This window comes from Sphingobium fuliginis, assembly GCF_015074805.1.
GTDB lineage: Bacteria > Pseudomonadota > Alphaproteobacteria > Sphingomonadales > Sphingomonadaceae > Sphingobium > Sphingobium fuliginis.
In genome coordinates, this window is the sequence record NZ_CP060035.1 from 1,853,891 (window position 1) to 1,874,527 (window position 20,637).

24 protein-coding genes and 1 other RNA gene are annotated in these 20,637 nt (G+C 65.6%); 8 read left to right on the forward strand and 17 right to left on the reverse strand.

Annotated elements, in window-relative coordinates; genetic code table 11:
• Positions 1–7: 7 nt before the first annotated feature.
• From trmD to H5V43_RS08910, 6 genes are all read right to left on the reverse strand, one after another.
• The gene (gene trmD, locus H5V43_RS08885) at positions 8–739 is read right to left on the reverse strand and encodes a tRNA (guanosine(37)-N1)-methyltransferase TrmD (RefSeq protein ID WP_025547587.1); all 732 of its coding nucleotides are present in this window, start codon (positions 737–739) and stop codon (positions 8–10) included.
• On the reverse strand, positions 736–1,008 hold the full coding sequence (locus H5V43_RS08890; protein ID WP_025547589.1) for a hypothetical protein: 273 nt from the start codon (positions 1,006–1,008) through the stop codon (positions 736–738). The genes trmD and H5V43_RS08890 overlap by 4 nt, the downstream gene beginning before the upstream one ends.
• Before the next feature lie 133 nt (positions 1,009–1,141).
• Entirely contained in the window at positions 1,142–1,621 is a 480-nt protein-coding gene (rimM, locus tag H5V43_RS08895) for a ribosome maturation factor RimM (protein ID WP_025547590.1), read from the reverse strand.
• 5 nt (positions 1,622–1,626) lie between these two features.
• Entirely contained in the window at positions 1,627–2,079 is a 453-nt protein-coding gene (rpsP, locus tag H5V43_RS08900) for a 30S ribosomal protein S16 (RefSeq protein ID WP_025547592.1), read from the reverse strand.
• Positions 2,080–2,157: 78 nt separating this feature from the next.
• A complete protein-coding gene (gene ffh, locus H5V43_RS08905; protein ID WP_025547593.1) occupies positions 2,158–3,609 on the reverse strand; it encodes a signal recognition particle protein in 1,452 nt (483 codons plus the stop codon).
• Between the two features lie 203 nt (positions 3,610–3,812).
• The gene (locus H5V43_RS08910; protein ID WP_025547595.1) at positions 3,813–4,532 is read right to left on the reverse strand and encodes a hypothetical protein; all 720 of its coding nucleotides are present in this window, start codon (positions 4,530–4,532) and stop codon (positions 3,813–3,815) included.
• Positions 4,533–4,709: 177 nt separating this feature from the next.
• Between H5V43_RS08910 and H5V43_RS08915 the strand changes: the two genes are divergently transcribed.
• The 7 genes from H5V43_RS08915 to H5V43_RS08945 all read left to right on the forward strand — a co-directional run bounded on the left by H5V43_RS08915 (position 4,710) and on the right by H5V43_RS08945 (position 11,381).
• A complete protein-coding gene (locus tag H5V43_RS08915; protein ID WP_193666642.1) occupies positions 4,710–6,110 on the forward strand; it encodes an amino acid permease in 1,401 nt (466 codons plus the stop codon).
• A gap of 41 nt (positions 6,111–6,151) precedes the next feature.
• Entirely contained in the window at positions 6,152–6,952 is an 801-nt protein-coding gene (gene dapF / locus H5V43_RS08920) for a diaminopimelate epimerase (protein WP_025547596.1), read from the forward strand.
• 1 nt (position 6,953) lies between these two features.
• On the forward strand, positions 6,954–8,216 hold the full coding sequence (gene mtaB, locus H5V43_RS08925) for a tRNA (N(6)-L-threonylcarbamoyladenosine(37)-C(2))-methylthiotransferase MtaB (protein ID WP_025547598.1): 1,263 nt from the start codon (positions 6,954–6,956) through the stop codon (positions 8,214–8,216).
• Positions 8,217–8,343: 127 nt separating this feature from the next.
• Positions 8,344–9,276: a signal recognition particle-docking protein FtsY gene (gene ftsY, locus H5V43_RS08930; protein WP_025547600.1), complete on the forward strand. Its 933-nt coding sequence runs from the start codon at positions 8,344–8,346 to the stop codon at positions 9,274–9,276.
• 106 nt (positions 9,277–9,382) lie between these two features.
• On the forward strand, positions 9,383–10,033 hold the full coding sequence (ispZ, locus tag H5V43_RS08935; RefSeq protein ID WP_099185639.1) for a septation protein IspZ: 651 nt from the start codon (positions 9,383–9,385) through the stop codon (positions 10,031–10,033).
• Between the two features lie 172 nt (positions 10,034–10,205).
• The gene (locus tag H5V43_RS08940) at positions 10,206–10,820 is read left to right on the forward strand and encodes a superoxide dismutase (protein ID WP_025547601.1); all 615 of its coding nucleotides are present in this window, start codon (positions 10,206–10,208) and stop codon (positions 10,818–10,820) included.
• A 123-nt stretch (positions 10,821–10,943) separates the two neighbouring features.
• Positions 10,944–11,381, forward strand: coding sequence for a hemerythrin domain-containing protein (locus H5V43_RS08945; RefSeq protein WP_025547603.1), 438 nt, complete (start codon positions 10,944–10,946; stop codon positions 11,379–11,381).
• Positions 11,382–11,383: 2 nt separating this feature from the next.
• On the opposite strand, the gene H5V43_RS08950 is transcribed toward H5V43_RS08945, so the two are convergent.
• From H5V43_RS08950 to mscL, 11 genes are all read right to left on the reverse strand, one after another.
• A complete protein-coding gene (locus H5V43_RS08950; RefSeq protein WP_025547605.1) occupies positions 11,384–11,722 on the reverse strand; it encodes a hypothetical protein in 339 nt (112 codons plus the stop codon).
• A complete protein-coding gene (locus H5V43_RS08955; RefSeq protein WP_025547607.1) occupies positions 11,695–12,243 on the reverse strand; it encodes a J domain-containing protein in 549 nt (182 codons plus the stop codon). Before H5V43_RS08955 ends, H5V43_RS08950 begins: the two co-directional genes overlap by 28 nt.
• A 99-nt stretch (positions 12,244–12,342) precedes the next feature.
• Positions 12,343–12,728: RNase P RNA component class A (gene rnpB / locus H5V43_RS08960), an RNA gene on the reverse strand.
• Positions 12,729–12,788: 60 nt separating this feature from the next.
• Positions 12,789–13,487, reverse strand: a complete 699-nt coding sequence (locus H5V43_RS08965) for an N-acetylmuramoyl-L-alanine amidase (RefSeq protein ID WP_025547608.1) — start codon at positions 13,485–13,487, stop codon at positions 12,789–12,791.
• Between the two features lie 114 nt (positions 13,488–13,601).
• Positions 13,602–14,510 (reverse strand): CheR family methyltransferase, encoded by a 909-nt coding sequence (locus tag H5V43_RS08970; RefSeq protein ID WP_025547609.1) that lies wholly within the window; start codon positions 14,508–14,510, stop codon positions 13,602–13,604.
• A complete protein-coding gene (locus H5V43_RS08975; protein ID WP_025547611.1) occupies positions 14,510–15,589 on the reverse strand; it encodes a chemotaxis protein CheB in 1,080 nt (359 codons plus the stop codon). The genes H5V43_RS08970 and H5V43_RS08975 overlap by 1 nt, the downstream gene beginning before the upstream one ends.
• Before the next feature lie 67 nt (positions 15,590–15,656).
• A complete protein-coding gene (locus H5V43_RS08980; protein ID WP_025547613.1) occupies positions 15,657–16,022 on the reverse strand; it encodes a response regulator in 366 nt (121 codons plus the stop codon).
• A gap of 94 nt (positions 16,023–16,116) precedes the next feature.
• Entirely contained in the window at positions 16,117–16,554 is a 438-nt protein-coding gene (locus H5V43_RS08985; protein ID WP_044662721.1) for a chemotaxis protein CheW, read from the reverse strand.
• An 18-nt stretch (positions 16,555–16,572) separates the two neighbouring features.
• Complete coding sequence (locus tag H5V43_RS08990) at positions 16,573–18,942, reverse strand: chemotaxis protein CheA (RefSeq protein ID WP_025547615.1); 2,370 nt, start codon at positions 18,940–18,942, stop codon at positions 16,573–16,575.
• Positions 18,943–19,090: 148 nt separating this feature from the next.
• Positions 19,091–19,366 (reverse strand): hypothetical protein, encoded by a 276-nt coding sequence (locus H5V43_RS08995; protein ID WP_025547617.1) that lies wholly within the window; start codon positions 19,364–19,366, stop codon positions 19,091–19,093.
• 135 nt (positions 19,367–19,501) lie between these two features.
• Entirely contained in the window at positions 19,502–19,930 is a 429-nt protein-coding gene (mscL, locus tag H5V43_RS09000; protein WP_025547619.1) for a large conductance mechanosensitive channel protein MscL, read from the reverse strand.
• 101 nt (positions 19,931–20,031) lie between these two features.
• Between mscL and H5V43_RS09005 the strand changes: the two genes are divergently transcribed.
• The gene (locus H5V43_RS09005; RefSeq protein WP_025547620.1) at positions 20,032–20,634 is read left to right on the forward strand and encodes a LemA family protein; all 603 of its coding nucleotides are present in this window, start codon (positions 20,032–20,034) and stop codon (positions 20,632–20,634) included.
• Positions 20,635–20,637: the final 3 nt, after the last annotated feature.

A 20,637-nucleotide genomic window follows, 5' to 3' on the forward strand; every position in this document is an offset into this window, starting at 1 on the left:
TCAAGTCCTACTTTTCGCGTTGCGCACCAGAGGGCGGCTGGTCCCGAACGCCGATATGACGTTCCCAAAGGTCCGGCCGCCTTAGCCGTGTGTCATCCTCCGCCCTTTGTTTCCGCCAGGCGGCGATCTTCGCATGATCCCCCGATCGCAACACTTCGGGGATCATACGCCCTTCCCATATAACGGGCCGGGTATAGTGCGGATATTCGAGAAGGCCGCTTTCGAAGCTCTCTTCATCCCCACTGGAAGCGGCGCCCATTACCCCAGGAAGCAGGCGGATGCAAGCATCCAGCAGCATCAGGGCGCCCATTTCGCCGCCGGAAAGGATGATGTCGCCCATGCTGATCTGCTCGACGGGCCGGGCGTCGAAAATCCGCTCGTCAAATCCCTCGAACCGGCCGCAGAGGATGGTGGCTCCGGGACCGGCGGCAAGCTGGCGGATGCGCCCCTGGGTGATCGGCGCGCCGCGCGGCGTCATGGCGATGACGGGCAGGTCCGGGCGCTTTGCCAGCGCATGATCGATGGCAAGGCCAAGGATGTCGGCCCGCAACACCATGCCCGCCCCGCCGCCCGCGGGCGTATCGTCCACGGTGCGATGCCTGTCGGTGGCAAAGTCGCGAATGTGGATGGGATCGCAGCCCCATTTCCCCTCCGCCAGCGCCCGCCCGGCCAGCGACACGCCCAGCGGCCCAGGAAACATCTCCGGGTAGAGCGTCAATATCTGCGCCTGAAAGCTCATGCCTTGCGCGCCTTGAACCAGGCGCCCGTCATGCCGCCCAGCAGCGACACCCCGCCGCCGAGCATCAGCGCGATGCCGATGGCGCACAGCAGGTCCGCGAAGGGCCGGTCCGGCTGCACCAGCGCGGGCAGCAGGAACAGCATCGGAATGGGAACGACCATCGCCACGCCCGCGGCGATCTTGAGCGCCCGCGACCAGGACATGGCGAAGAGACGCCAGCCGGCGGCGACCATCAGGAGCAGATAGAGAGCGGCAAGGATTTTCGGCATGGTTCGCGCCCTCTTAATGCCTCCGATTGATCTACAAGCTGCTCCTGCGAAGGCGGGAGCCTGGTTCCACCGTCCGATCTGGGCTCCTGTCTTCGCGGGAGCACGGCGGTTCAATTGCCCTGGCGAACGAAGCTCAAGCCGCAAAGGCGGCCTCTATGACCGCCCGCTCATCCGCAATGGTCACCGCATGCATCGGCGCCATGAAACGCTTGCCGTTGGGCCGCTCCACCTCGATGATGTCGCCGGCGCCGAAATTCTCGACCGCCACGACATGGCCCAGCCCTTCGCCATCGCTGGAGAAGCAGGGCAGGTCGATCAGGTCGGCATGATAATATTCGCCCTCCCCCAGAGGAGGCAAAGCCGAACGGGGAACGGTCAGTTCCGTGCCGCGCAGCGCCTCCGCCGCGGAGCGATCGCCGACTTCGGCAAAGCGGGCGACCGCGCCGTTCGGGCCGGGGCGCACGGACTTCAACGTCAGCCTGCGCCCCGCCGCATCGAAGCCGTCATAGGATTTCAGGGCCTCAGCCCCCTCCCCGAACAGCTTCAGACGGACCTCGCCCGTCACTCCATGCGCGCCGATGATGACGGCAAGCGTGACGGGCTTGTCGGTCAAAGGGCTCAGCCTTCAGCCGATTCTTCAGCCGGAGCGGCTTCTTCCGCCGGTGCTTCGGCGGCCGGAGCGGCAGCGGCCTCGGCGGCGGCCGCCTTGGCGGCTTCGGCAGCTTCAGCGGCTTCCGCAGCCTTGGCGGCGCGGTCTTCGGCGCGATCCTTGGCCTTCTGACCCGGCTCGGCCTTCTTCGGGTTGTTGCGGGCGGCGCGTTCCTTCACGCCGGCAGCATCCAGGAAGCGGGCCACGCGGTCGGTCGGCTGCGCGCCGGCGGCAACCCAGTGCTTCGCGCGCTCGACGTTCAGAACGACGCGCTTCTCGTCGCCCTTGGGCAGGACGGGGTTGTAGCTGCCGATGCGCTCGATGAACTTGCCGTCACGCGGGGCGCGGCTGTCCGCCACGACGATGCGGTAATAGGGACGCTTCTTCGAACCGCCGCGCGAAAGACGAATGGACGTTGCCATGAAACCTGACCTTACCTTTCTGTACCAATTACGTGTTTTTCAATTCGTCATCCCAGCTTGCGCCAATGACGAGCAGCTTCACTTCTTCATGAAATTCTGAAAGCCGGGCGGCAGGTTCGGCATATTGCTCCCCAGTCCCGGCAAACCCTGCGGAGGCGCGCCGCCGCCGCCCAGCATCCCATCCAGCCCACCACCGGTGAACATCTTGGCCAGCCCTTTCAGGCCGCCCATCTTGCGGATCTTCTTCATCGCCGTTTCCATCTCCTGATGCATTTTCAGGAGCCTGTTGACTTCCTGCACGGTCGTGCCGGAACCCTTGGCGATACGGATCTTGCGCTTGGCGTTGATCAGGGCGGGCTTCTCCCGCTCCTTGGGGGTCATCGACCCGATCATCGCATCGAGATGGATCAGCGTCTTGTCGTTGGCGCCGCTCTGCGCCATCGCCGCCTGCGCCTTCTTGAGGCCCGGCAGCATGCCCGCCAGCGCGCCAAGACCGCCCATGCGGCGCATCTGGTTGAGCTGGGCGCGCAGGTCGTTCATGTCGAACTGACCCTTGGCCATCTTCTTGGCAAGCTTGTCGGCTTCCTCGGCGTCGATGGTCTCGGCGGCCTTCTCGACCAGCGAGACGACGTCGCCCATGCCCAATATGCGCTGCGCCACGCGGGCAGGATGGAACGGCTCGATCGCGTCCAGCTTTTCGCCGGTACCCGCGAACTTGATCGGACGGCCGGTAACGGCGCGCATCGACAGCGCCGCGCCGCCGCGCGCATCGCCGTCCATCCGGGTCAGCACCACGCCGGTCAGCGGCACCTGCGCGGTGAAGCTGGTCGCGACATTCACCGCGTCCTGACCGGTCAACGAGTCGACCACCAGCAGGATTTCCGCCGGGCTGGAGACTTCGGCCACCGCCTTCATCTCGTCCATCAGCGCCTGGTCGACATGCAGCCGGCCTGCGGTGTCGAGCATCACCACGTCGAAACCCTGGAGCTTCGCCGCCTGCAACGCCCGCCTGGCGATGTCGACCGGCTGCTGCCCCGGCACGATGGGCAGGGTCGCCACGTCGGTCTGCGTGCCCAGCACCGCCAACTGCTCCTGCGCGGCGGGTCGCTGGACGTCGAGCGACGCCATCAGCACCTTCTTGCGCTCTTTTTCCTTCAGGCGATTGGCGATCTTCGCGGTGGAGGTGGTCTTGCCCGAACCCTGCAGGCCGACCATCATGATGACGGCGGGCGGGGTCACGTCGATCAGCAGGTCGGAGGATTCCGAACCCAGCGTCTCGGTCAACGTGTCCGAGACGATCTTGACGACCATCTGCCCCGGCGTGACCGATCGCAGCACGTCGCTGCCGACCGCCCGCTCGGTTGCCTGCTCGACGAACTGGCGCACCACCGGAAGCGCGACGTCGGCCTCCAGCAGCGCGATTCGCACCTCGCGCATCGCGGCGCGGACATCGTCCTCCGTCAGCGCACCGCGCCCACGCAGCTTGTCGAATACCCCACCCAGACGATCGCTTAGCGAATCGAACATCATCACCTCAATTTGGGCCGAAAGGCCCGGAAAACCTTGCTTACCCCGTCAAACGACAAAATCGCCGGCGGGCGAAACCTCGCCGGCCAGCGTCCATCCGGTACTCCTCTTGAGTGCCATGGATCTGTCAGGGTATCGGACGGCAAACCATCCGACTGCTGGCGCGCCCTTAGCGCAAGGGCGCGCCCGACGCAACCGAAAGCGGCTCAGCCGGCCAGGGCGGAAGCCAGCCAGAGGACAGGCCGCGTCGCCGCCAGGACCGGCACGGCCAGTCCCTCCGCCAGAATCGCCGCAGCGCCCACGGCATAGGCGGGATGCACCCGGCCCCGCGTGGCGAGGTCATGGACCATGCCGGCCGCGACGAACAGCATCTGCCCGCTCATCACCGCCAGCCCGCCCCAGGGGCCGAGCAGCGGCATCGGCAGGATGCGTCCGAAGGCAGGCCCGATGATCGCCACCATGGCGCACAGCATCAGCCGCCGATGCCATTCGGTCCGTCGGCGCATCCGGATGGCGCCCGTCAGCAGGGCGGCGAAGGCCAGCAGTTCCAGCAGGCTCAGCGCCAGGAAGATCGGCGGCGTGAAGAAGGGCGGCACCCGGTCCAGCACGACCGCCATGCTCATGGTCAGGATGCCCAGCGGCACCATCGCCGTGGCCAGGCCTACGGCCACCCATCCCATGCGCCGATGCAGCGCCATCGACCCGCGATGGGCAAAGGCGTTCTGCATGACGAACAGCAATGTCCAGCCGACGAACACCGCGCCGTGGACATGCACCCAAAAGGGCACGCGCGCCACATCCACCATTCCGCGCAGCGCGTAGGAGCCGAAGCCCCCGATCACCGTCGCCGCGATGGCGACCGACATTGCCAGGTAAAAGCCATTTTCCCGCACGGACGCGGGAACGGTCGACGCAGCAGCATCCATGGGACGCCTTCCCCCTTTTCAAGAAGATTTAAGCCGTCGCGACCTTTGTTTGCGTCCCTGTAACAGAATATCAGGGGAGTCGCGAGAGGCGGCCCGGCGCTGCCTTACATTTGTAAAACCCCTTGCCAGCAGCTTCGGCAGCGGCAAGGTGCGCCGTGCAGAGAGGGGAATCAGGACATGGGTTGGACGCGCCGCAAGCCGATGGAGGCGATGATGCCCTCGCATGAGGGGCAAAGGCTGGCGCGCACCTTGTCCTGGCCGCATCTGCTGGCGCTGGGCGTGGGGGCCATCGTCGGCACCGGCATATTGACGCTGATCGGCGTCGGCGCGGACCGGGCGGGTCCAGCCGTGCTGCTGTCCTTCGCCATTGCCGGCGCGATCTGCGCCTGCGCGGCGCTGGCCTATGCCGAACTTTCCACCATGATGCCCGCCGCCGGCAGCGCGTACAGCTACAGCTATGTCGTGCTGGGCGAAGGCATTGCGTGGATCGTCGGATGGAGCCTGATCCTCGAATATTCGCTGGTCGTGTCGACCGTGGCGGTGGGCTGGTCCGGCTATGCCGCACCCCTGCTGACATCGGCGGGCTTCCCGGACCTGTTGACCAGGGGGCCGGAACTGGGCGGCCTGGTCAATGCGCCCGCCATCTTCATCATCGCCGTGGTCGCCGGCCTGTTGATGCTCGGCACGCATGAAAGCGCGCGGCTGAACTCGTTGCTGGTGGTGATCAAGATCGCGACGCTCAGCCTGTTCGTCGCCATCGCCCTGCCCGCCTTCGACGCCCAGAACCTTCAGCCTTTCATGCCCTTCGGCTTCGCCAAGTCGATGGCGCCGGACGGCGTCGAGCGCGGCGTCATGGCCGCGGCGGCGATCATCTTCTTCGCCTTCTACGGCTTCGACGCCATCTCCACCGCGGCGGAGGAGGCGAAGAACCCGGATCGCGACCTTGCCATCGGCATCGTCGGATCGCTGGTCGCCTGCACGCTGATCTATGTGCTCGTGGCGGCGGCGGCGGTCGGGGCGATGCCCTTCACCCGCTTTGCCGGCAGTCCCGAACCGCTGGCGCTGATCCTGCGCGAAATGGGCCAGGGACAGGTGGCGCGAATCGTCGCCATCGCGGCGGTCATCGCCCTTCCCACGGTGCTGCTGGGCTTCCTCTACGGCCAGAGCCGCATCTTCCTCGTCATGGCCCGCGACGGCTTCCTGCCGCAAAGGCTGGCGCTGATCTCCCGGCGCGGGACGCCCGCCCGGATCACCGCCGTCACCGCCCTGCTGGTCGCAATCATCGCCGGCCTGCTGCCCATCGACGAGATCGCGGCGCTGGCCAATGCGGGAACGCTGATCGCCTTCACCGCCGTGGGCGCATGCCTGCTGATCCTGCGCCGGCGCATGCCCGACCTGCGGCGCCCCTTCCGCACCCCGGCCGGATGGCTGGTCGGGCTCGGCGCCATCGGCGGCTGCGCCTATCTGTTCATCAGCCTGCCGGCGAAGACCATCCTCGCCTGCCTCCTCTGGAACGCCATCGGTCTGGCCGTCTATTTCCTCTATGGCCGCAGGCGCGCCGCACTGAACGCGGGATAGGCTGGTCTTTTGCCGGCACAGGCCTTACATGCGCGCCCATCATGGGCCGTTTTTCGAAGATGCATGGACTGGGCAACGACTTTGTCGTGATCGACGCGCGGGAAACCGCGCTCGACATGACGGAGGCGCGCGCGCAGGCCATTGCCGACCGTCACGCCGGCATCGGCTGCGACCAGTTGATCCTGATCGGCAATAGCGACCGCGCCGACGTGTCGATGCGCATCTTCAACAGCGACGGCGGCGAGGTGGAGGCCTGCGGCAACGCCACCCGCTGCGTCCCCCTGTTCGTCGGCCGGGACGTGCTGATCGAGACGAAGGCAGGCCTGCTGGACGCAAGGACCGTCGATGGCGGCGCGAGCGTCGACATGGGCGAACCGCGCCTCGAATGGGACGCGATCCCCCTCGCCTACGCCATGGACACGCTGGCCATGCCGGTAAGCTGGGAGGATCTGCCTGCCCCGGTCGCGGTCAATGTCGGCAATCCGCACGTGATCTTCTTCATGGACCGTCTGGACGGTGTGAACTTCGACCGTCTTGGGCCGCTGATCGAGCATGATCCGCTCTTCCCCGCCCGCGTGAACGTGAATTTCGCGCAGATGGTGGGCGACAATCATATCCGCCTGGTCGTCTGGGAACGCGGCGCCGGCCTGACCCGCGCCTGCGGAACCGGCGCCTGCGCGACGGCGGTGGCGGCAGTGCGGCGCAAGCTGGCGAGCGGGCCGACCACCGTGAGCCTGCCGGGGGGCGACCTTGTGATCGATTGGGCGCCGGGCAGGCATATATTGATGACCGGCCCTGCCACCCATGTCTTCGACGGCGAGGCTGACTGGGCGCGATTCTGACATGGGCGGGCCGCAGATCATCACGCTTGGCTGCCGCCTCAACATCGCGGAGAGCGAGGCGATTCGAGAGATTATCGGCCGCGAGATGCCGAACGCGCAGGATGATCTGGTCGTCGTCAACAGCTGCGCCGTGACCGCAGAGGCCGTGCGCCAGAGCCGGCAGGCCATCCGCCGCGCCCGCCGCGACCGCCCCGGTGCGCGGATCATGGTGACGGGCTGCGCCGCGCAGACGGAGCCGGAAACCTTCGCCGCCATGGCCGAAGTCGACGCGGTGATCGGCAATCGGGAAAAGATGCACCGGACATCCTATCTCCCGAACGGAGGAAGTGACCCGGTCAGGGTCTCCGACATCATGTCGGTCCGCGACACCGCTCCCCATATGGCCAGCGCCTTTGCAGAACATGCCCGCGCCTTCCTGGAGGTGCAGAATGGCTGCGACCATCGCTGCACCTTCTGCATCATCCCCTATGGCCGGGGCAACAGCCGCTCCGTCCCGGCCGGCGCCGTCATCGACAAGGCCAGGGAACTGGTCGATGCGGGTTACAGGGAAATCGTCCTCACCGGCGTGGACGTCACCAGCTACGGCCCGGACCTGCCGGGCGCGCCGTCGCTCGGCCTGCTGATCGAACGCATGCTGAAGGGGGTGCCCGACCTCCCCCGCCTGCGCCTTTCCTCGCTCGACAGCGTGGAGATCGACGAGCGGCTGTTCGACATCCTCGCCCATGAGCCGCGCATGATGCCGCATCTGCACCTGTCGCTCCAGGCGGGCGACGACATGATCCTGAAGCGCATGAAGCGCCGCCACAGCCGCGCCGACGCCGTGCGCGTCGTGGAACGCCTCAGGGCCGCCCGTCCGGAGATCAGCATCGGCGCCGACATCATCGCCGGCTTTCCGACCGAGGACGACGCCATGTTCGAAAACAGCCTCAGGCTGGTCGAGCAATGCGCCATCGTCCATGGCCATGTCTTCCCCTATTCACCGCGCGCAAATACCCCGGCCGCCCGCATGCCGCAGGTGGAGCGGGCCACCATCAAGGCGCGCGCCGCCCGGCTGCGCGCCGCCTGCGAGGCGCAACGGGAACGCTGGCTCCAGAGCCTCATCGGTTCCACCCAATCCGTGCTGGTCGAACGCAACGGGCTTTCCGGACATGCCGAAAATTTCGCCCCGGTGCGTTTCGCGACCCCGCAATCGCCCTCCTCCATCGTCCATGCGACCATCACGGCCCTTGAGAATGGCGCGCTGATCGCGCAAGAGGCAGCGTGAGAGACAATCATTTTTCCGTCATTCCCGCGCAGGCGGGAATCCATCTCCGGGCTCCGGGCCGTTCCGCCTGGTGCACCCCATGGGAGATGGATCCCCGCCCGCGCGGGGATGATGCTGGTGGATAGACATGGCTGAAACATCCTGGCGCGATCGCCTCTTCGGCGGCCTCAAGCGCACTTCCGACAAGCTGGGCGAGAATCTCACCGGCCTCTTCTCCAAGGCCGCGCTCGACGAGCAGACACTGGACGAGATCGAGGAAGCGCTGATCGTCAGCGACCTCGGTCCCGCCATGGCCGCCCGCGTGCGCGACCGCCTGTCCGAAGGCCGCTACAACCGCGAACTGACCGAGGATTATCTGCGGGAGATCATCGCGGAGGAGATCGAGAAGGTTCTCGCCCCGGTCGCGCGCCCGCTGGAGATCGAAGCTTTTCCGCGCCCTCAGGTGATCCTGGTCATCGGCGTCAACGGTTCCGGCAAGACCACCACCATCGCCAAGCTCGCCAACCTCTTCCTCGAACAGGATTATGGCGTGATGCTGGCGGCGGGCGACACCTTCCGCGCTGCCGCCATCGGCCAGCTCAAGGTCTGGGCGGAACGGCTCGGCATCCCCATCGTCGCGGGCAAGGAGGGCGGCGACGCGGCGGGCATCGTCTTCGACGCGGTGAAGCAGGCGACCGCCACCGGCATCGACGTGCTGATCGTGGACACGGCCGGGCGCCTGCAGAACAAGACCGAACTGATGGACGAGCTGGCCAAGATCCGCCGCGTGCTCGGCCGGTTGAACCCGGCGGCGCCGCATGACGTTGTGCTGGTGCTGGATGCCACCACGGGACAGAATGCGTTGAGCCAGATCGAGGTCTTCAAGGAATTCGCGCAGGTGACGGGCCTCGTCATGACCAAGCTGGACGGCACGGCGCGCGGCGGCGTGCTGGTCGCGGCGGCGGAGAAATATCGCCTGCCGATCCATGCCATCGGCGTTGGCGAGAAGATCGAGGATTTGCGGCCGTTCGACCCGGGCGACATGGCGCGGGCGATCGCGGGAACCGCCTATGCGCGGTGATCGCTCCCCCTTCGTCATGCCGGCGCAGGCCGGCATCTCTGGCCTCCGCGGCTCGACCCGGCCTCACGAGATCCCGGCCCGCGCCGGGACGACGGAGTGAACATATATGGCTGATCCGAAAAAACCGACCCATGGCGGCAATCTCAGCCTCGCGCTGGACTTCGGCCCTCTTCTCGTCTTCTTCCTGACCTACAAGGGCGCGGGCTGGCTCTGGGGGCCGGGCAACCCCATCACCGCGATGATGTTCGGCACCGCCGCCTTCATGGCCGCCATCGTCGTCGCCGTGATCGCCTCTAAGGTGAAGCTCGGCCGCGTGTCGCCCATGCTCTGGCTATCGGCGCTGCTGATCCTCTTCTTCGGCGGCCTCACCATCTATTTCCGCGACCAGAGCTTCATCCAGATCAAGCCGACCATCATCTACGCCTTCTTCGCGCTGATGCTGTTCGCGGGGCTGATGCGGGGCAAGGCGTTGCTCAAATATCTCCTCCAGGCGGCCTATGACGGCCTGACCGAGACCGGCTGGCGCAAGCTGTCGCGCAACTGGGCCCTTTTCTTCGTCGCCATGGCGCTCGCCAACGAAGTCATGCGACGGACCATGAGCTTCGATAGCTGGCTGGCCGTCAAGGTATGGGGCGTGACCATCGTATCGGTCGTCTTCGCTGCCGCCAACATCCCCATGCTGATGCGCCACGGCCTGGACCTGGGCGAAAAGCTGGACAGTGACGAGATCGGTGAAACCACCCCGCCCCAGGGTTGAATCGGCCGCCTAATTAAGATCGTTTCGCAATAGGCATATATCTGTTTTCATGGCCGCCGGGGGCGCATATGGGAGGGGCGCGGAGGCGTCCACGCCCCGACAGGACCATTGAACCAATCGACCGCACCATCCGTTCTGCGGCCGACCCATAACGAACCCGAGGAGTTCCGCCATGGCCTTTGTTCTTCCCCCCCTGCCCTATGCCAAGGATGCCTTTGGCGACATTCTGACCGCCGAAACCTTCGACTTCCACCATGGCAAGCACCACAATGCCTATGTCGTGAAGGCCAATGAACTGGTCGCCGCCGACGCCTCGCTCCAGGGCAAGTCGCTGGTCGAGCTGATCAAGTCGTCCAAGGGCGGCCTGTTCAACCAGGTCGGCCAGATCTGGAATCACACTTTTTACTGGCAGTCGCTGTCGCCGACCAAGACCGCGCCGTCCGGCCAGTTGCTCGACCTCATCAACGAGGGTTTCGGCTCGGTCGACGCGCTGGTCGAAAAGCTGAAGGCCGAAGCCGTCGGCCATTTCGCCAGCGGCTGGGCCGCGCTGATCCTGAAGGACGGGAAGCTGGAAGTCACCAGCTACCATGACGCGGACACGCCCGTTGCGCATGAGGGCCATCAGCCGCTGCTGATCCTCGATGTGTGGGAACATGCCTATTATATCGACTATCGCAACGCGCGCCCCAACTATGCCGACCGCGTCCTCAAGGAAGCGATCAACTGGGACTTCGCCGCGCAGAATCTGGACGGCCAGGGCGTCAGCCGCGCCGACCAGCCGGCCTGAATGGAGGGCGCCCGCCGCGTGGAATGCGCGGCGGGCGGACCGCTCAAGCCTTTGTGAAGTCCGCACAACCGTTTCTTAACCCCGCGAGCGGAATATGCCGGGCGGGGACGAGGAAAGCGGTGCATGGACCTCGACGAATTGCAGAAGCAGCATGATGAGATAGAGGCGATGGCCGCCCGCTTTCATCAGGCGATAGCGGACGAAGGCGTTCCGCAAAGGCTGGGCCCGCTGCGTTGGCAGTTCGCCCGCCTGCTGATGGCGCATCTGGCGCTGGAAGACCGGATTTTCTACCCCAATATGCAACGGCAGCCGCACGAAAAGCTGCGCGGCACCGCGGCGCGACTCGAAAGTGAAATGGCGCCCATCGCCAGCGACTTCGCCGCCTATATGGCGCGTTGGAGCGATGATCGGATCGAACGCGAATGGGCGGATTTCTGCCGTGAAACCCGTGCCATCCTGGCCAGCATCCTGAACCGGCTGCACAAGGAAGAAGGGCTGCTGATGCCCTTGCTGTCCGACGCCGGGCTGATCGATTCGGCCCGGATCAGGCGCGCAGGCTGAATTCAGCCTTCCTTTGCCGGAACCAGGCCCAACGCCTGTGCCAGTTCATCCAGATCGGCGCCCGGCCGCACCAGCAACCAGTCGCGCGATTTTGCGCCGTCGACGACTGTCACCGCACCCTTGGGACAGATGCCGAGGCAGTTGACCTCGACGATCCCAGCCGCCGCCTTGCGCCCCTTTTTCAGAGAAAGATGCCGGCGCAGCGCCCGGGCCAGCCGCTCGTCCCCGTCCCGGCCGAAACCGCCGTCCAGCTTCTTCGAACATTTGCGGCAGACCAGCACCGCATGATCCCAGTTCGACCGGACGCGATCCTTCAATCCGCCCGCTCCCGCGGTTTCCACGTCCGCCGCTCCTCCGCCGCCCGCAGCACTTCATAGGCAGCCTGGATCGTCTGGAAACGCACGGCCGCCTGCGCGTCGCCGGGCTTCACATCGGGATGATATTCCTTGGCAAGGCGGCGCCAGCTCTTCTTCACGGCCTCGAAATCAGCGTCGTCCTCCAGCTCCAGCGCCTGCAGCGCATGCAACTCGTCGCGCGAGCGGCTGCCGTCACCCGGCCCGCCCCAACCATGATAGGCGCTGTTCTGATAACCGCCCGCGTCGCGCCGCTCGGCACGTTCGCGCTGCTCCCGCTCTTCCTGGTCCAGGCCCTGAAAATAGTCCCAGTTGCGGTTATATTCCGCTGCATGGTCGGTGCAGAAATACCAGCGTTCGCGGCTGTTGGGCGATTTGGGCGCGGGGCAGTCGCCCGGCCGGTCGCAGCCATGCCGGTCGCACAGGCGCACCTGCTGCGCCTCACGCGATGCGCCGTAGCTGCGCCAGCGGGGAAAGCCCCAGTCATTGGATCGGCTGCTTCTTGCCATGGTTCCAAATTAGGCAGGCCGCAGGCGGAACGCCACCCCGGCAGCCGATGAAATTGCCGTTATTTTAAATCCTCCCCATCTGCCGATGGGGAGGATTTAAATGCCAGAGGGCCTGTAAGCCGGGTTCTGTCCCCCTCTTGCGAAGGGTGGCGACCATTCCTCTAGGGGACGGATCGCTCCGTCCCTCCAGCAACCAACCCGGGCGGTCTCAGCCGAAACTGGCCTAGCAGCCGAAACTGCGCGCCGCCCCTATTCGGTCTTGCTCCCGGTGGGGTTTACCGTGCCGCCTTGCGTTGCCGCAGGCGCGGTGCGCTCTTACCGCACCCTTTCAATTTCGCTGAGCCGAAGCTGTAGCGACCTGCTTTCTGTTGCACTGTCCCTTGGATCACTCCAGCCGGCCGTTAGCCGGCACCGTCATTTCGTGGAGCCCGGACTTTCCTCGCCGTGGAAGTTACCCGCCACGCCGCGGCCGCCCGGCCCTCTGGCAGAGGGGCCTATACACAAGTCCGGCGCCCCCGTCATCCCCGTTTGGGCGTCGTCCCCGTTCAGTCGTCGCCCATCGGCTTGGGCAGCAGCAACGCCAGCAGGATCGCCCGGCACTCGCCATCGATGATTCCATCGATCAGTTCGGGCCGGAAGCGGCGCTGGAACGCGACCACCGCCGCCTGCGGCTCCGCAATGTCGTATCCGAAGCGCTCCAGCGCCAACATGAAGCCGCCGTCGCTCCAATGCGGGTCCATCAGATTCTTGGTCGGTCGCGGCAGGGCCAGCCGCAGACGCGCCAACTGGCCCCAGGGGAACAGTTCGCCGGGGTCCTGCTTGCGGGCCGGGGCGACATCGCTATGCCCGACGATGTTGCCGCGGGTGATCCTGTGCCGCTGCACGATCTGGTGGATCAGCGGGATCAGCGATCCCATCTGCGCGTCCGGAAAGGGTCGATAGCCCCATTCATGCCCCGGATTGACGATCTCGATCCCGATGCTGGCCGAATTGATGTCGTCGATGCCGCGCCAATGGGCACGGCCGGCATGCCAGGCGCGCTTTTCCTCATCCACCATGCGGATGACCTGCCCATCCTCCGTCACGACATAATGAGCGGATACCTTGGATTCCGGGCTGGCGAGCCAGTTGATCGCGGTCGCGGCATCGGCCATCCCGGTATAGTGCAGCACCAGCATGGAAATCGGCAGGCTGCGCTCGTCAAAATTGGGCGACGGCGTGTCGATCATCGGGAAGTCGTTCATCGCCAAGGGCCAGTCACTCGCATTCGTCCGTCAGCGCCTTCGGGCGCGCGGACAGACCATGGCCGACAGCGGCAGACCAATCAAGCAGGGCGCGGTATTTTCCCGCCGGGACGATCAGACCGCCCGGCGCATGGCTCCGCCCGATTGCGCCGCGGCGTCGGCGCGGCGTCCATAGCCGCCGCGGAATTCGGCATGGGGGACGAAATCCTCGCTATGGCCGATCACCGTCTCGCCCGCGCCCAGCAGCAGGACAGAGCCCGCATGGCTGTGCCGGGCGAGAAGACGCAGCACGCTCTGGCGGCGTTCGGGCGTGAAGTAGAGAAGCACGTTGCGGCAGAGCAAAAGGTCATATTCGCCCTGGGGCGCATGCGCGTCGAACAGATTGTCGGTGCGGAAATCGATCATCTGGCGCAGGGCCGAATTGGCGCGCCAATCGTCGCCCGAAGGGTCGAACCATTTGAGCAGGTCCCCCACCGGCAGGCCCCGCTGCACATCCATCTGCGTGAAGATGCCCGTCTTCGCCTGCGCTATGGCGGCGGTGGAAATATCGGTCGCCAATATCTCGATCCGCCAGCCGCGCCAGCGCGCCATGTCGTTGCAAAGCTGGATCGCCAGCGAATAGACCTCCTGCCCAGTCGAACAGCCCGCGCTCCAGATGCGCAGCGTCCGGTCCGATCGCTGCGCATGGATGCGTGGCAGGATATGGCGGTGGATCATGTCGAATATCTGGAGATCGCGGAAGAAGCTGCTCTCATTGTTGAGCAGCGCGTTGACCACGTCATTTTCCAGCATAGCATCCTTGTGCCCCATCAGCCGGGAGGCAAGCGCATCCATGTCGCTCAGCCCATGCGCCCGCAGCACAGGCTTCAGCGCCGTCTCCATCCGCCAGGCCCGGCTTTCGGACAGGATCTGACCGGTGCGCGCTTCCAGCAGGCCGGAAAAGATGCGCGCCGCCCCGCGCATGGGATCGCCGGAGGAAACGGAGCCGGACAGGAGGGGGTCGGCCGAAGGGGGCAATGCCATCAGTTTCTGTTCTTTCCTCTTCGCGCCACGAAATCCATGATCGCATGGGGTTCCAGCAGGGCGCAGTTCAATCCTTCTCCGGCGACCGATCCGGGCATGCCCCAGACCACGCTGCTCGCTTCGTCCTGCGCCACGATCCATCCGCCGGCCGCCACTATGTCCCGCGCACCCGCGGTGCCGTCCCGCCCCATGCCCGTCAGCACCACGCCGGCCGCGCCAGCGCCATAGGCCTGGGCCATGCTGGCGAACATCGGGTCGACGCCGGGCAGATTGCCGGTCGGCGTGCGCTGCGGATTGAGCACGACGGACACCCGAGCATAGAGCCCCCGCCGAAGCTGGAGATTGGCGTCGCCCGGCGCGACATAGACGATGTCCGGGGCCAGCAACTCGCCCTGCTCCGCCACCTTGACGCGCAGGGATGTCATCCGCCCCAGTTGCTGGACGAAATAATGGGTGAAGCTGGCGGGCAGATGCTGGGTCAGCAGGATCGGCACGCCCAGCGGCGCGGCCAGACCCGCGAAAAGCTGTCCCAGGGCATGGATGCCGCCGGTCGATGCGCCGATGCCCAGGCAGGCGAGCGGCTGGGCCGCCTGCTCCGGATCGGCCCGCAGCGGCGGCCGGACCGCCACAGGCATGGCTTCGCCGCTGAACAGGCGCGACAGGCGGTCGATCAGGGCCTGGGGGAAGTGCTCACCGAAGCTGCCGCTTCCCGGCTTCGCCAATATGTCGCTCGCGCCCAGCGCCAGCGCTTCGACCGCCGCGGCGCTCCCCTCCTCGCAATTGCCCGACAGGATCACGACCTTGGCGCGCGGATTGGTCCGCAGGATCGCCGGCAGCGCCGTAAGGCCGCTCTGTCCCGGCAATTCTATGTCGAGCAGGATCAGGTCGACCTCATGGTCCCGCAAATAGCCCAGCGCATGTTCGGCGCTGTTGGTCTTGTGCGTGACGGAAAACCGTCGGTCGGCGTTCAATATCCGTTCGATGACCGTCCTGACCACGACCGAATCGTCGACGATCAGGGTACGCAGCGCCCTGTCCTCGTCGCGGCTGCTGGCCATGATCGGCACGTGAACGGTCATCGAGGGAAATCTTTCTGAACAAAATCGGGGAGGTCGGTCGAAGAGCGCTCGATCCGAAGCGCTACGCCTAGATGACGCCGACGATCGTCAGCTTGCTTTCCAGCGTTTCGCGGTCGAACGGCTTCATCACATATTCGTCCGCGCCGGCTTCGACGGCGGCCTTGATATGGCTGATGCCGTTTTCCGTGGTGCAGAAGATGATCTTGGGCCGCGCGGACAGATTGGCGTCCGGCAACGCCTGGAGGAATTCCATGCCGCTCATCACCGGCATGTTCCAGTCCAGCAGGACCACGTCCGGCACGGACGTTTCGCATTGCGTAAGGGCGTCACGCCCGTCGACCGCCTCGCTCACCGAAAGATCGAGCGATTCCAATATATGGCGGGCAACTTTGCGGATGACCTTCGAATCATCCACGACCAGGCAGTTTTTCATAGAGCGTCCCTTGTTTTGCGTCCCATCGTCACAAGCCTTAACGGGCAAAGGCGAGGATTTGGTAAACGCCGGTACGAGATCGTGCGATCTGGCGTCATGCCGCCTGGGCGACGGTGCCGGCCTCGATGAAGCCGCTCAACGACACCAGCAGATAGGGCTGGCCCTCATGCTCCACCAGGCCGCGGGCATAGGGCGCCCAGGCGGCATCGAGCTGGCCGCGCAGCGGCAGTTCGCCCTCCGGCACCTGGCAGATGTCGTGCACGGCATCGACCATCAGCCCATAGCTGTGGCCGCTGATGTCCGCGATGATCGCGAAGACCCGCCGCTCCATGGGTGTCGGCCGCCCCCGGACCAGCGCGGCGACGTCGATGACGGTCAGCACCCGGCTGCGCAGCGCGGACAGCCCGGCGACATGCGCGCCCATGCCCGGCACCGGCGAGATGTCGGTCAGCTTGACCACCGCCTCCACCTCCCGGGTTTCGACGGCGATCCTCGTGCCCGCCAGCGTGGCGAAGAGGTAAAGCTGGTTCATGCGGCTATTTCTCCGTTCCTATCGCCGCGATCCGGCGAGCGCGGCCATCAGCGCGTCCTGATCATAGCGATAGATGCTGCTGTCCTGGGGTCCGGCGGGTCGCGGCGTGGCGCGCAGATGGACGATGCGGCAGCCCAGCAATTCGCTCGCCTGGGAGGCGTCCGATCCGGTGAACAGCACCACATCCTGCGGGTCGACCGCTTCGTCGGCGGGCAGGCCCATCACCACATCATGCCCGGCCTGGCGGAGCAGCGGCGCCAATATCTCGCGCGTCCAGCCATCCTCGCTGTCGGCCAGCAGGCAGCGACCGCCGCTCCGTTCCGCGACCGGCTCCTCCGGCAGGGCGGCGAACAGGGCGAAGGGATTGATCACCTCCAGATGCTCGCCATCGATCACGGCAACCCCGCTCAACAGCCCATGCATCGCGATCATGTCCGGCACGGCGGGCATTTCCACGATGTCGAGCACCGCGGCAACCGGATAGCAGGCCTCCCTCGCGCCGTCGCGCAGGCGGAGCGCGGCGACCTTCTCCTCGGAAAAGGCATGATGGCCGTTGGCGACCGGCACCAGCCGCCCGTCCAGACGCACGAAGCCGCGTCCGCCCGACCGACCGAACAGCCGGGCGTCGATGTCCTCGACCCTCTCGATCAGCGACAGCTTCAGCAAGCGCCGCTCGCCCGAATATTCCTCGAACCGCAAGGCAGGCACCATCTCGACACCGCCCTGCGCCTCCTCATCCTCCCCGGCCCGGCGGGCCGCATGATCGTCGATGATGTTGGGCAGACGCGCCGCATTGGCGAGGCCCGCCGCGTCCAGCAGCAGCATCGGCTTGCCATTGTCGGGCAGGGTCATGCCGGCATAGACGCCCGACGCCATCACCAGCGGCGATGCGGGACGGATCACCAGTTCCTCATGATTCTCCACCGCCGACACGCCCATGGCGAAGGGCACGCCGGTCGCGGAACGCACGACCATGACGGCACGCGGCCCGGACTGCGCGACCCGCTCCATGCCCAGCACGTCTTCCAGATCGATCATCGAATGGCGGATGGAGCGGATCGTCGCGATCTTGGCCCCGCCGACCTGCGCGATGTTCAGCGTCTCATTGTTGTCTTGCAGGATTTCCACGACCGCAGCGCGGGGAATCGCGAAATGCAGGTCGCCGGCCCGCACGATCAATCCCGGAATGATGGTCAGTGTCAGCGGCACCCGCAAGGTGATGGTCAATCCGCAGCAGGGCCGGTTGTCGAGCGCGATGACGCCGCCGATCCGCTCCACATTGGCGCGGACCACATCCATGCCGACGCCGCGCCCGGAAATGGCCGTGACCTGACTGGCGGTCGAAAGGCCAGGATGGAAGATCAGGTCGAGCTTCTCCGCCTCACTCATCCGCGCGGCTGCTTCCGGCGTCAGGCGGCCCGCCGCCATCGCCTTGTCGACCAGCCGGCCGGTATCGATGCCTTGCCCGTCATCGGAAATCTCGATGACGATCTGGTTGCCCGACTGGCGCGCCTCCAGCTTCAGCCGCCCCGCTTCGGGCTTGCCCAGCGCCCGGCGCCTTTCCGGCGTTTCTATGCCATGGTCGATGCTGTTGCGGACGATATGGGTGAGCGGGTCGACCACCATCTCCACCATTTCGCGGTCCATTTCGACATCGCCCCCCTCAAGGCTGAGGTCGATGCGCTTGCCCAGGTCCCGGCCGAGATCGCGCACCATGCGCGGGATGGCCGTGAACAGGCGGTCGACGCGCTGCATCCTGGTCTTGGAAATGGCGTCGCGCATGTCCGCGACGCAGGTCGACAGTCTTTCGAAGGCGCTTTCCAGTTCCGGATCGCCCGACCGCTCGCGCAGCTTGCGCGACAGCTCGTTGCGGGCCAGCACCATGTCGGACACGCCGTTCATCAACTGGTCGATCAGCGACAGGGGCAGGCGGATCGTGCGCGGCGCCGATTGCCCGCCGGAAGCGCGCGCGACGGCGACGGACGCCGCCGGCGCCTCGCCCTCATCCGGTGCGGACGCTTCCTTCTCCGTCAGGGCGGCGATCAGATAATCGTCATTCTCCTGCGGCAGCGCAGCGCCGATGGCGACCGCCTCGGCCAGTTCCGCGATCCTGTCCATGATGCCCAGAACGGCGCTGACGGTGGCAGGATCGGCAAGGCGCTTGTCCGCCCGGATTTCCGACAACACATCCTCAGCCGCATGGCTCAGCCGTTCGAACCGCGGCAGGTTGAGGAAGCCGCAGCTCCCTTTCACCGTATGGAAAAAGCGGAAAATGGCGTCCAGCCGGTCGCGGTCCGTAGGGTCGGCTTCCCAGGCGACGACCTCCCCCGCCAGCGCCTCCAGCGTTTCCTGCGTTTCCGATATGAATTCCTGGAGTAGCTCGTCCATTCCACCGCCTCATGGGATAGGCGGCGGACCATGGCGCGGCTGTGGTTAAATCCCCGTTAAAGAGGGGTGGCGCGGCAACCATGAAAGGAAAAGGGGCGCCACGACCGGCAGTCGCGGCGCCCCTTTCGGCTCGGTAACAGCCTTGAACTTAATGCGCCTCGGTCTTCTCGACCGAGTCAGCCGCCTTCTCACCGGCTTCGCGGGTGGCGTCCGCCTTGTTCTCCAGCGCGTCCGCGGCGTTTTCAGCGGCGCTTTCGGCATTGCCGCTCAGATTATCGGCCATCGCTTCCATATTGTCGGCCTGGTTGTCGATGGCGTCCGCCTGATTCTCATACGCGTTCTCGACCTTGTTCTCCTGCTTGGAATCGCATGCAGCAAGCGCGATCAGGCTGGCAAGGCCAAGGACTGATACGAAGGTTTTCACGGCGTTTTCTCCTGTTGCGCCCCCATGGGCTGACGTCATTCGGCAAGGGGACCGGATGCCCGGAACCCTGACGCCCATCAACTGGTCGCGCGAAGGATGGTTCCCGCCGCACGCTCCTTTCGTCGCGGAAACGACTTATTTTTTCAGGGAATCGCGAATTTCGCGCAGCAGCAGCACGTCCTCCGGCGTCGCGGCCGGCGCGTCCTCGGGCTTGGGCATCAGCTTGTTCACCGCCTTCACCAGCAGGAAGATGATGAAGGCCAGGATCAGGAAATTGACGAACACGGTCAGGAATTCGCCCCAGCCGAACATGGCGACATTGGCCGCCTTCAGGTCGGCATAGCTGTCCGGGTTCCCCTTGAACCCGGCGGGAATCTCGCCCAGCCGGATGAAATAGCCCGAAAAGTCGGCCCCGCCGAAGATATAGCCGACGACCGGCATGATCAGGTCGTCCGTCAACGACTTGGTGATGGTGGCGAAAGCCCCGCCGATGATCACGCCGACGGCCAGGTCCATGACATTGCCGCGATTGATGAACGTCTTGAATTCGGAAATCAGCCCCATGGCGAACCCCTTGTCCCGATTGCGATATTGACAGCATGAGCCGTTGCGAAGGCTTCGACAACCGCCTATTTCCTCACACGAAACAAGCCTGAGGATGTTCCATGACGATCCTGCGCCAGTTCCGCCTGTTCCTTCTGCCGCTGCTGGGCGCCTTTGCGCTCAGCGCCTGCGGCATCAACAGCGTCCCCGCCGCCGAGGAGGTCGCAAAGGCCAAATGGGCCGATGTGCAGGCGCAATATCAGCGCCGCGCGAACCTTGTCGGCAATCTCGTGGCCACGGTGAAAGCCGCCGGCAAGCAGGAGCAGGACACGCTGGTCAAGGTGACGGAGGCCCGCGCCAGGGCCACCTCCGTCCAGGTCAATGCCGAGGATCTGTCCGATCCCGCCAAGGTGCAGCAGTTCCAGCAGGCGCAGGCGCAACTGAGCCAGGGCCTTGGCCGCCTTCTCGCCTCTGTAGAGGCTTATCCGGAGCTCAAGACCAACCAGAATTTCCTCGACCTGCAATCGCAGCTCGAGGGTACGGAGAACCGCATCGCCGTCGCGATTCGCGACTATAACGAAGCGGTGCGCGCCTATAACACCCGCATCCGCACCTTCCCCGACGCGATCGGCGCCAAGATCATCCATGGCGCGAAGCCCATGACTCCGTTCCAGGCCACCACGCCCGGTGCGGAAGAAGCGCCGAAGGTCGATTTCGGCAACTGAGCC

Coding starts and splice junctions, on each gene's coding strand:
- ispZ (WP_099185639.1), top strand. CDS start 9,383: ATGGCTGATCCGAAAAAACCGACCCATGGCGGCAATCTCAGCCTCGCG.
- H5V43_RS08965 (WP_025547608.1), bottom strand. CDS start 13,487: ATGAACGACTTCCCGATGATCGACACGCCGTCGCCCAATTTTGACGAG.
- mtaB (WP_025547598.1), top strand. CDS start 6,954: ATGGGCGGGCCGCAGATCATCACGCTTGGCTGCCGCCTCAACATCGCG.
- H5V43_RS08915 (WP_193666642.1), top strand. CDS start 4,710: ATGGGTTGGACGCGCCGCAAGCCGATGGAGGCGATGATGCCCTCGCAT.
- H5V43_RS08970 (WP_025547609.1), bottom strand. CDS start 14,510: ATGGCATTGCCCCCTTCGGCCGACCCCCTCCTGTCCGGCTCCGTTTCC.
- rpsP (WP_025547592.1), bottom strand. CDS start 2,079: ATGGCAACGTCCATTCGTCTTTCGCGCGGCGGTTCGAAGAAGCGTCCC.
- H5V43_RS08975 (WP_025547611.1), bottom strand. CDS start 15,589: ATGACCGTTCACGTGCCGATCATGGCCAGCAGCCGCGACGAGGACAGG.
- mscL (WP_025547619.1), bottom strand. CDS start 19,930: ATGGGGCTGATTTCCGAATTCAAGACGTTCATCAATCGCGGCAATGTC.
- dapF (WP_025547596.1), top strand. CDS start 6,152: ATGGGCCGTTTTTCGAAGATGCATGGACTGGGCAACGACTTTGTCGTG.
- H5V43_RS08955 (WP_025547607.1), bottom strand. CDS start 12,243: ATGGCAAGAAGCAGCCGATCCAATGACTGGGGCTTTCCCCGCTGGCGC.
- H5V43_RS08945 (WP_025547603.1), top strand. CDS start 10,944: ATGGACCTCGACGAATTGCAGAAGCAGCATGATGAGATAGAGGCGATG.
- ffh (WP_025547593.1), bottom strand. CDS start 3,609: ATGATGTTCGATTCGCTAAGCGATCGTCTGGGTGGGGTATTCGACAAG.
- H5V43_RS08985 (WP_044662721.1), bottom strand. CDS start 16,554: ATGAACCAGCTTTACCTCTTCGCCACGCTGGCGGGCACGAGGATCGCC.
- H5V43_RS08890 (WP_025547589.1), bottom strand. CDS start 1,008: ATGCCGAAAATCCTTGCCGCTCTCTATCTGCTCCTGATGGTCGCCGCC.
- ftsY (WP_025547600.1), top strand. CDS start 8,344: ATGGCTGAAACATCCTGGCGCGATCGCCTCTTCGGCGGCCTCAAGCGC.
- H5V43_RS08990 (WP_025547615.1), bottom strand. CDS start 18,942: ATGGACGAGCTACTCCAGGAATTCATATCGGAAACGCAGGAAACGCTG.
- H5V43_RS09005 (WP_025547620.1), top strand. CDS start 20,032: ATGACGATCCTGCGCCAGTTCCGCCTGTTCCTTCTGCCGCTGCTGGGC.
- trmD (WP_025547587.1), bottom strand. CDS start 739: ATGAGCTTTCAGGCGCAGATATTGACGCTCTACCCGGAGATGTTTCCT.
- H5V43_RS08940 (WP_025547601.1), top strand. CDS start 10,206: ATGGCCTTTGTTCTTCCCCCCCTGCCCTATGCCAAGGATGCCTTTGGC.
- H5V43_RS08980 (WP_025547613.1), bottom strand. CDS start 16,022: ATGAAAAACTGCCTGGTCGTGGATGATTCGAAGGTCATCCGCAAAGTT.
- H5V43_RS08910 (WP_025547595.1), bottom strand. CDS start 4,532: ATGGATGCTGCTGCGTCGACCGTTCCCGCGTCCGTGCGGGAAAATGGC.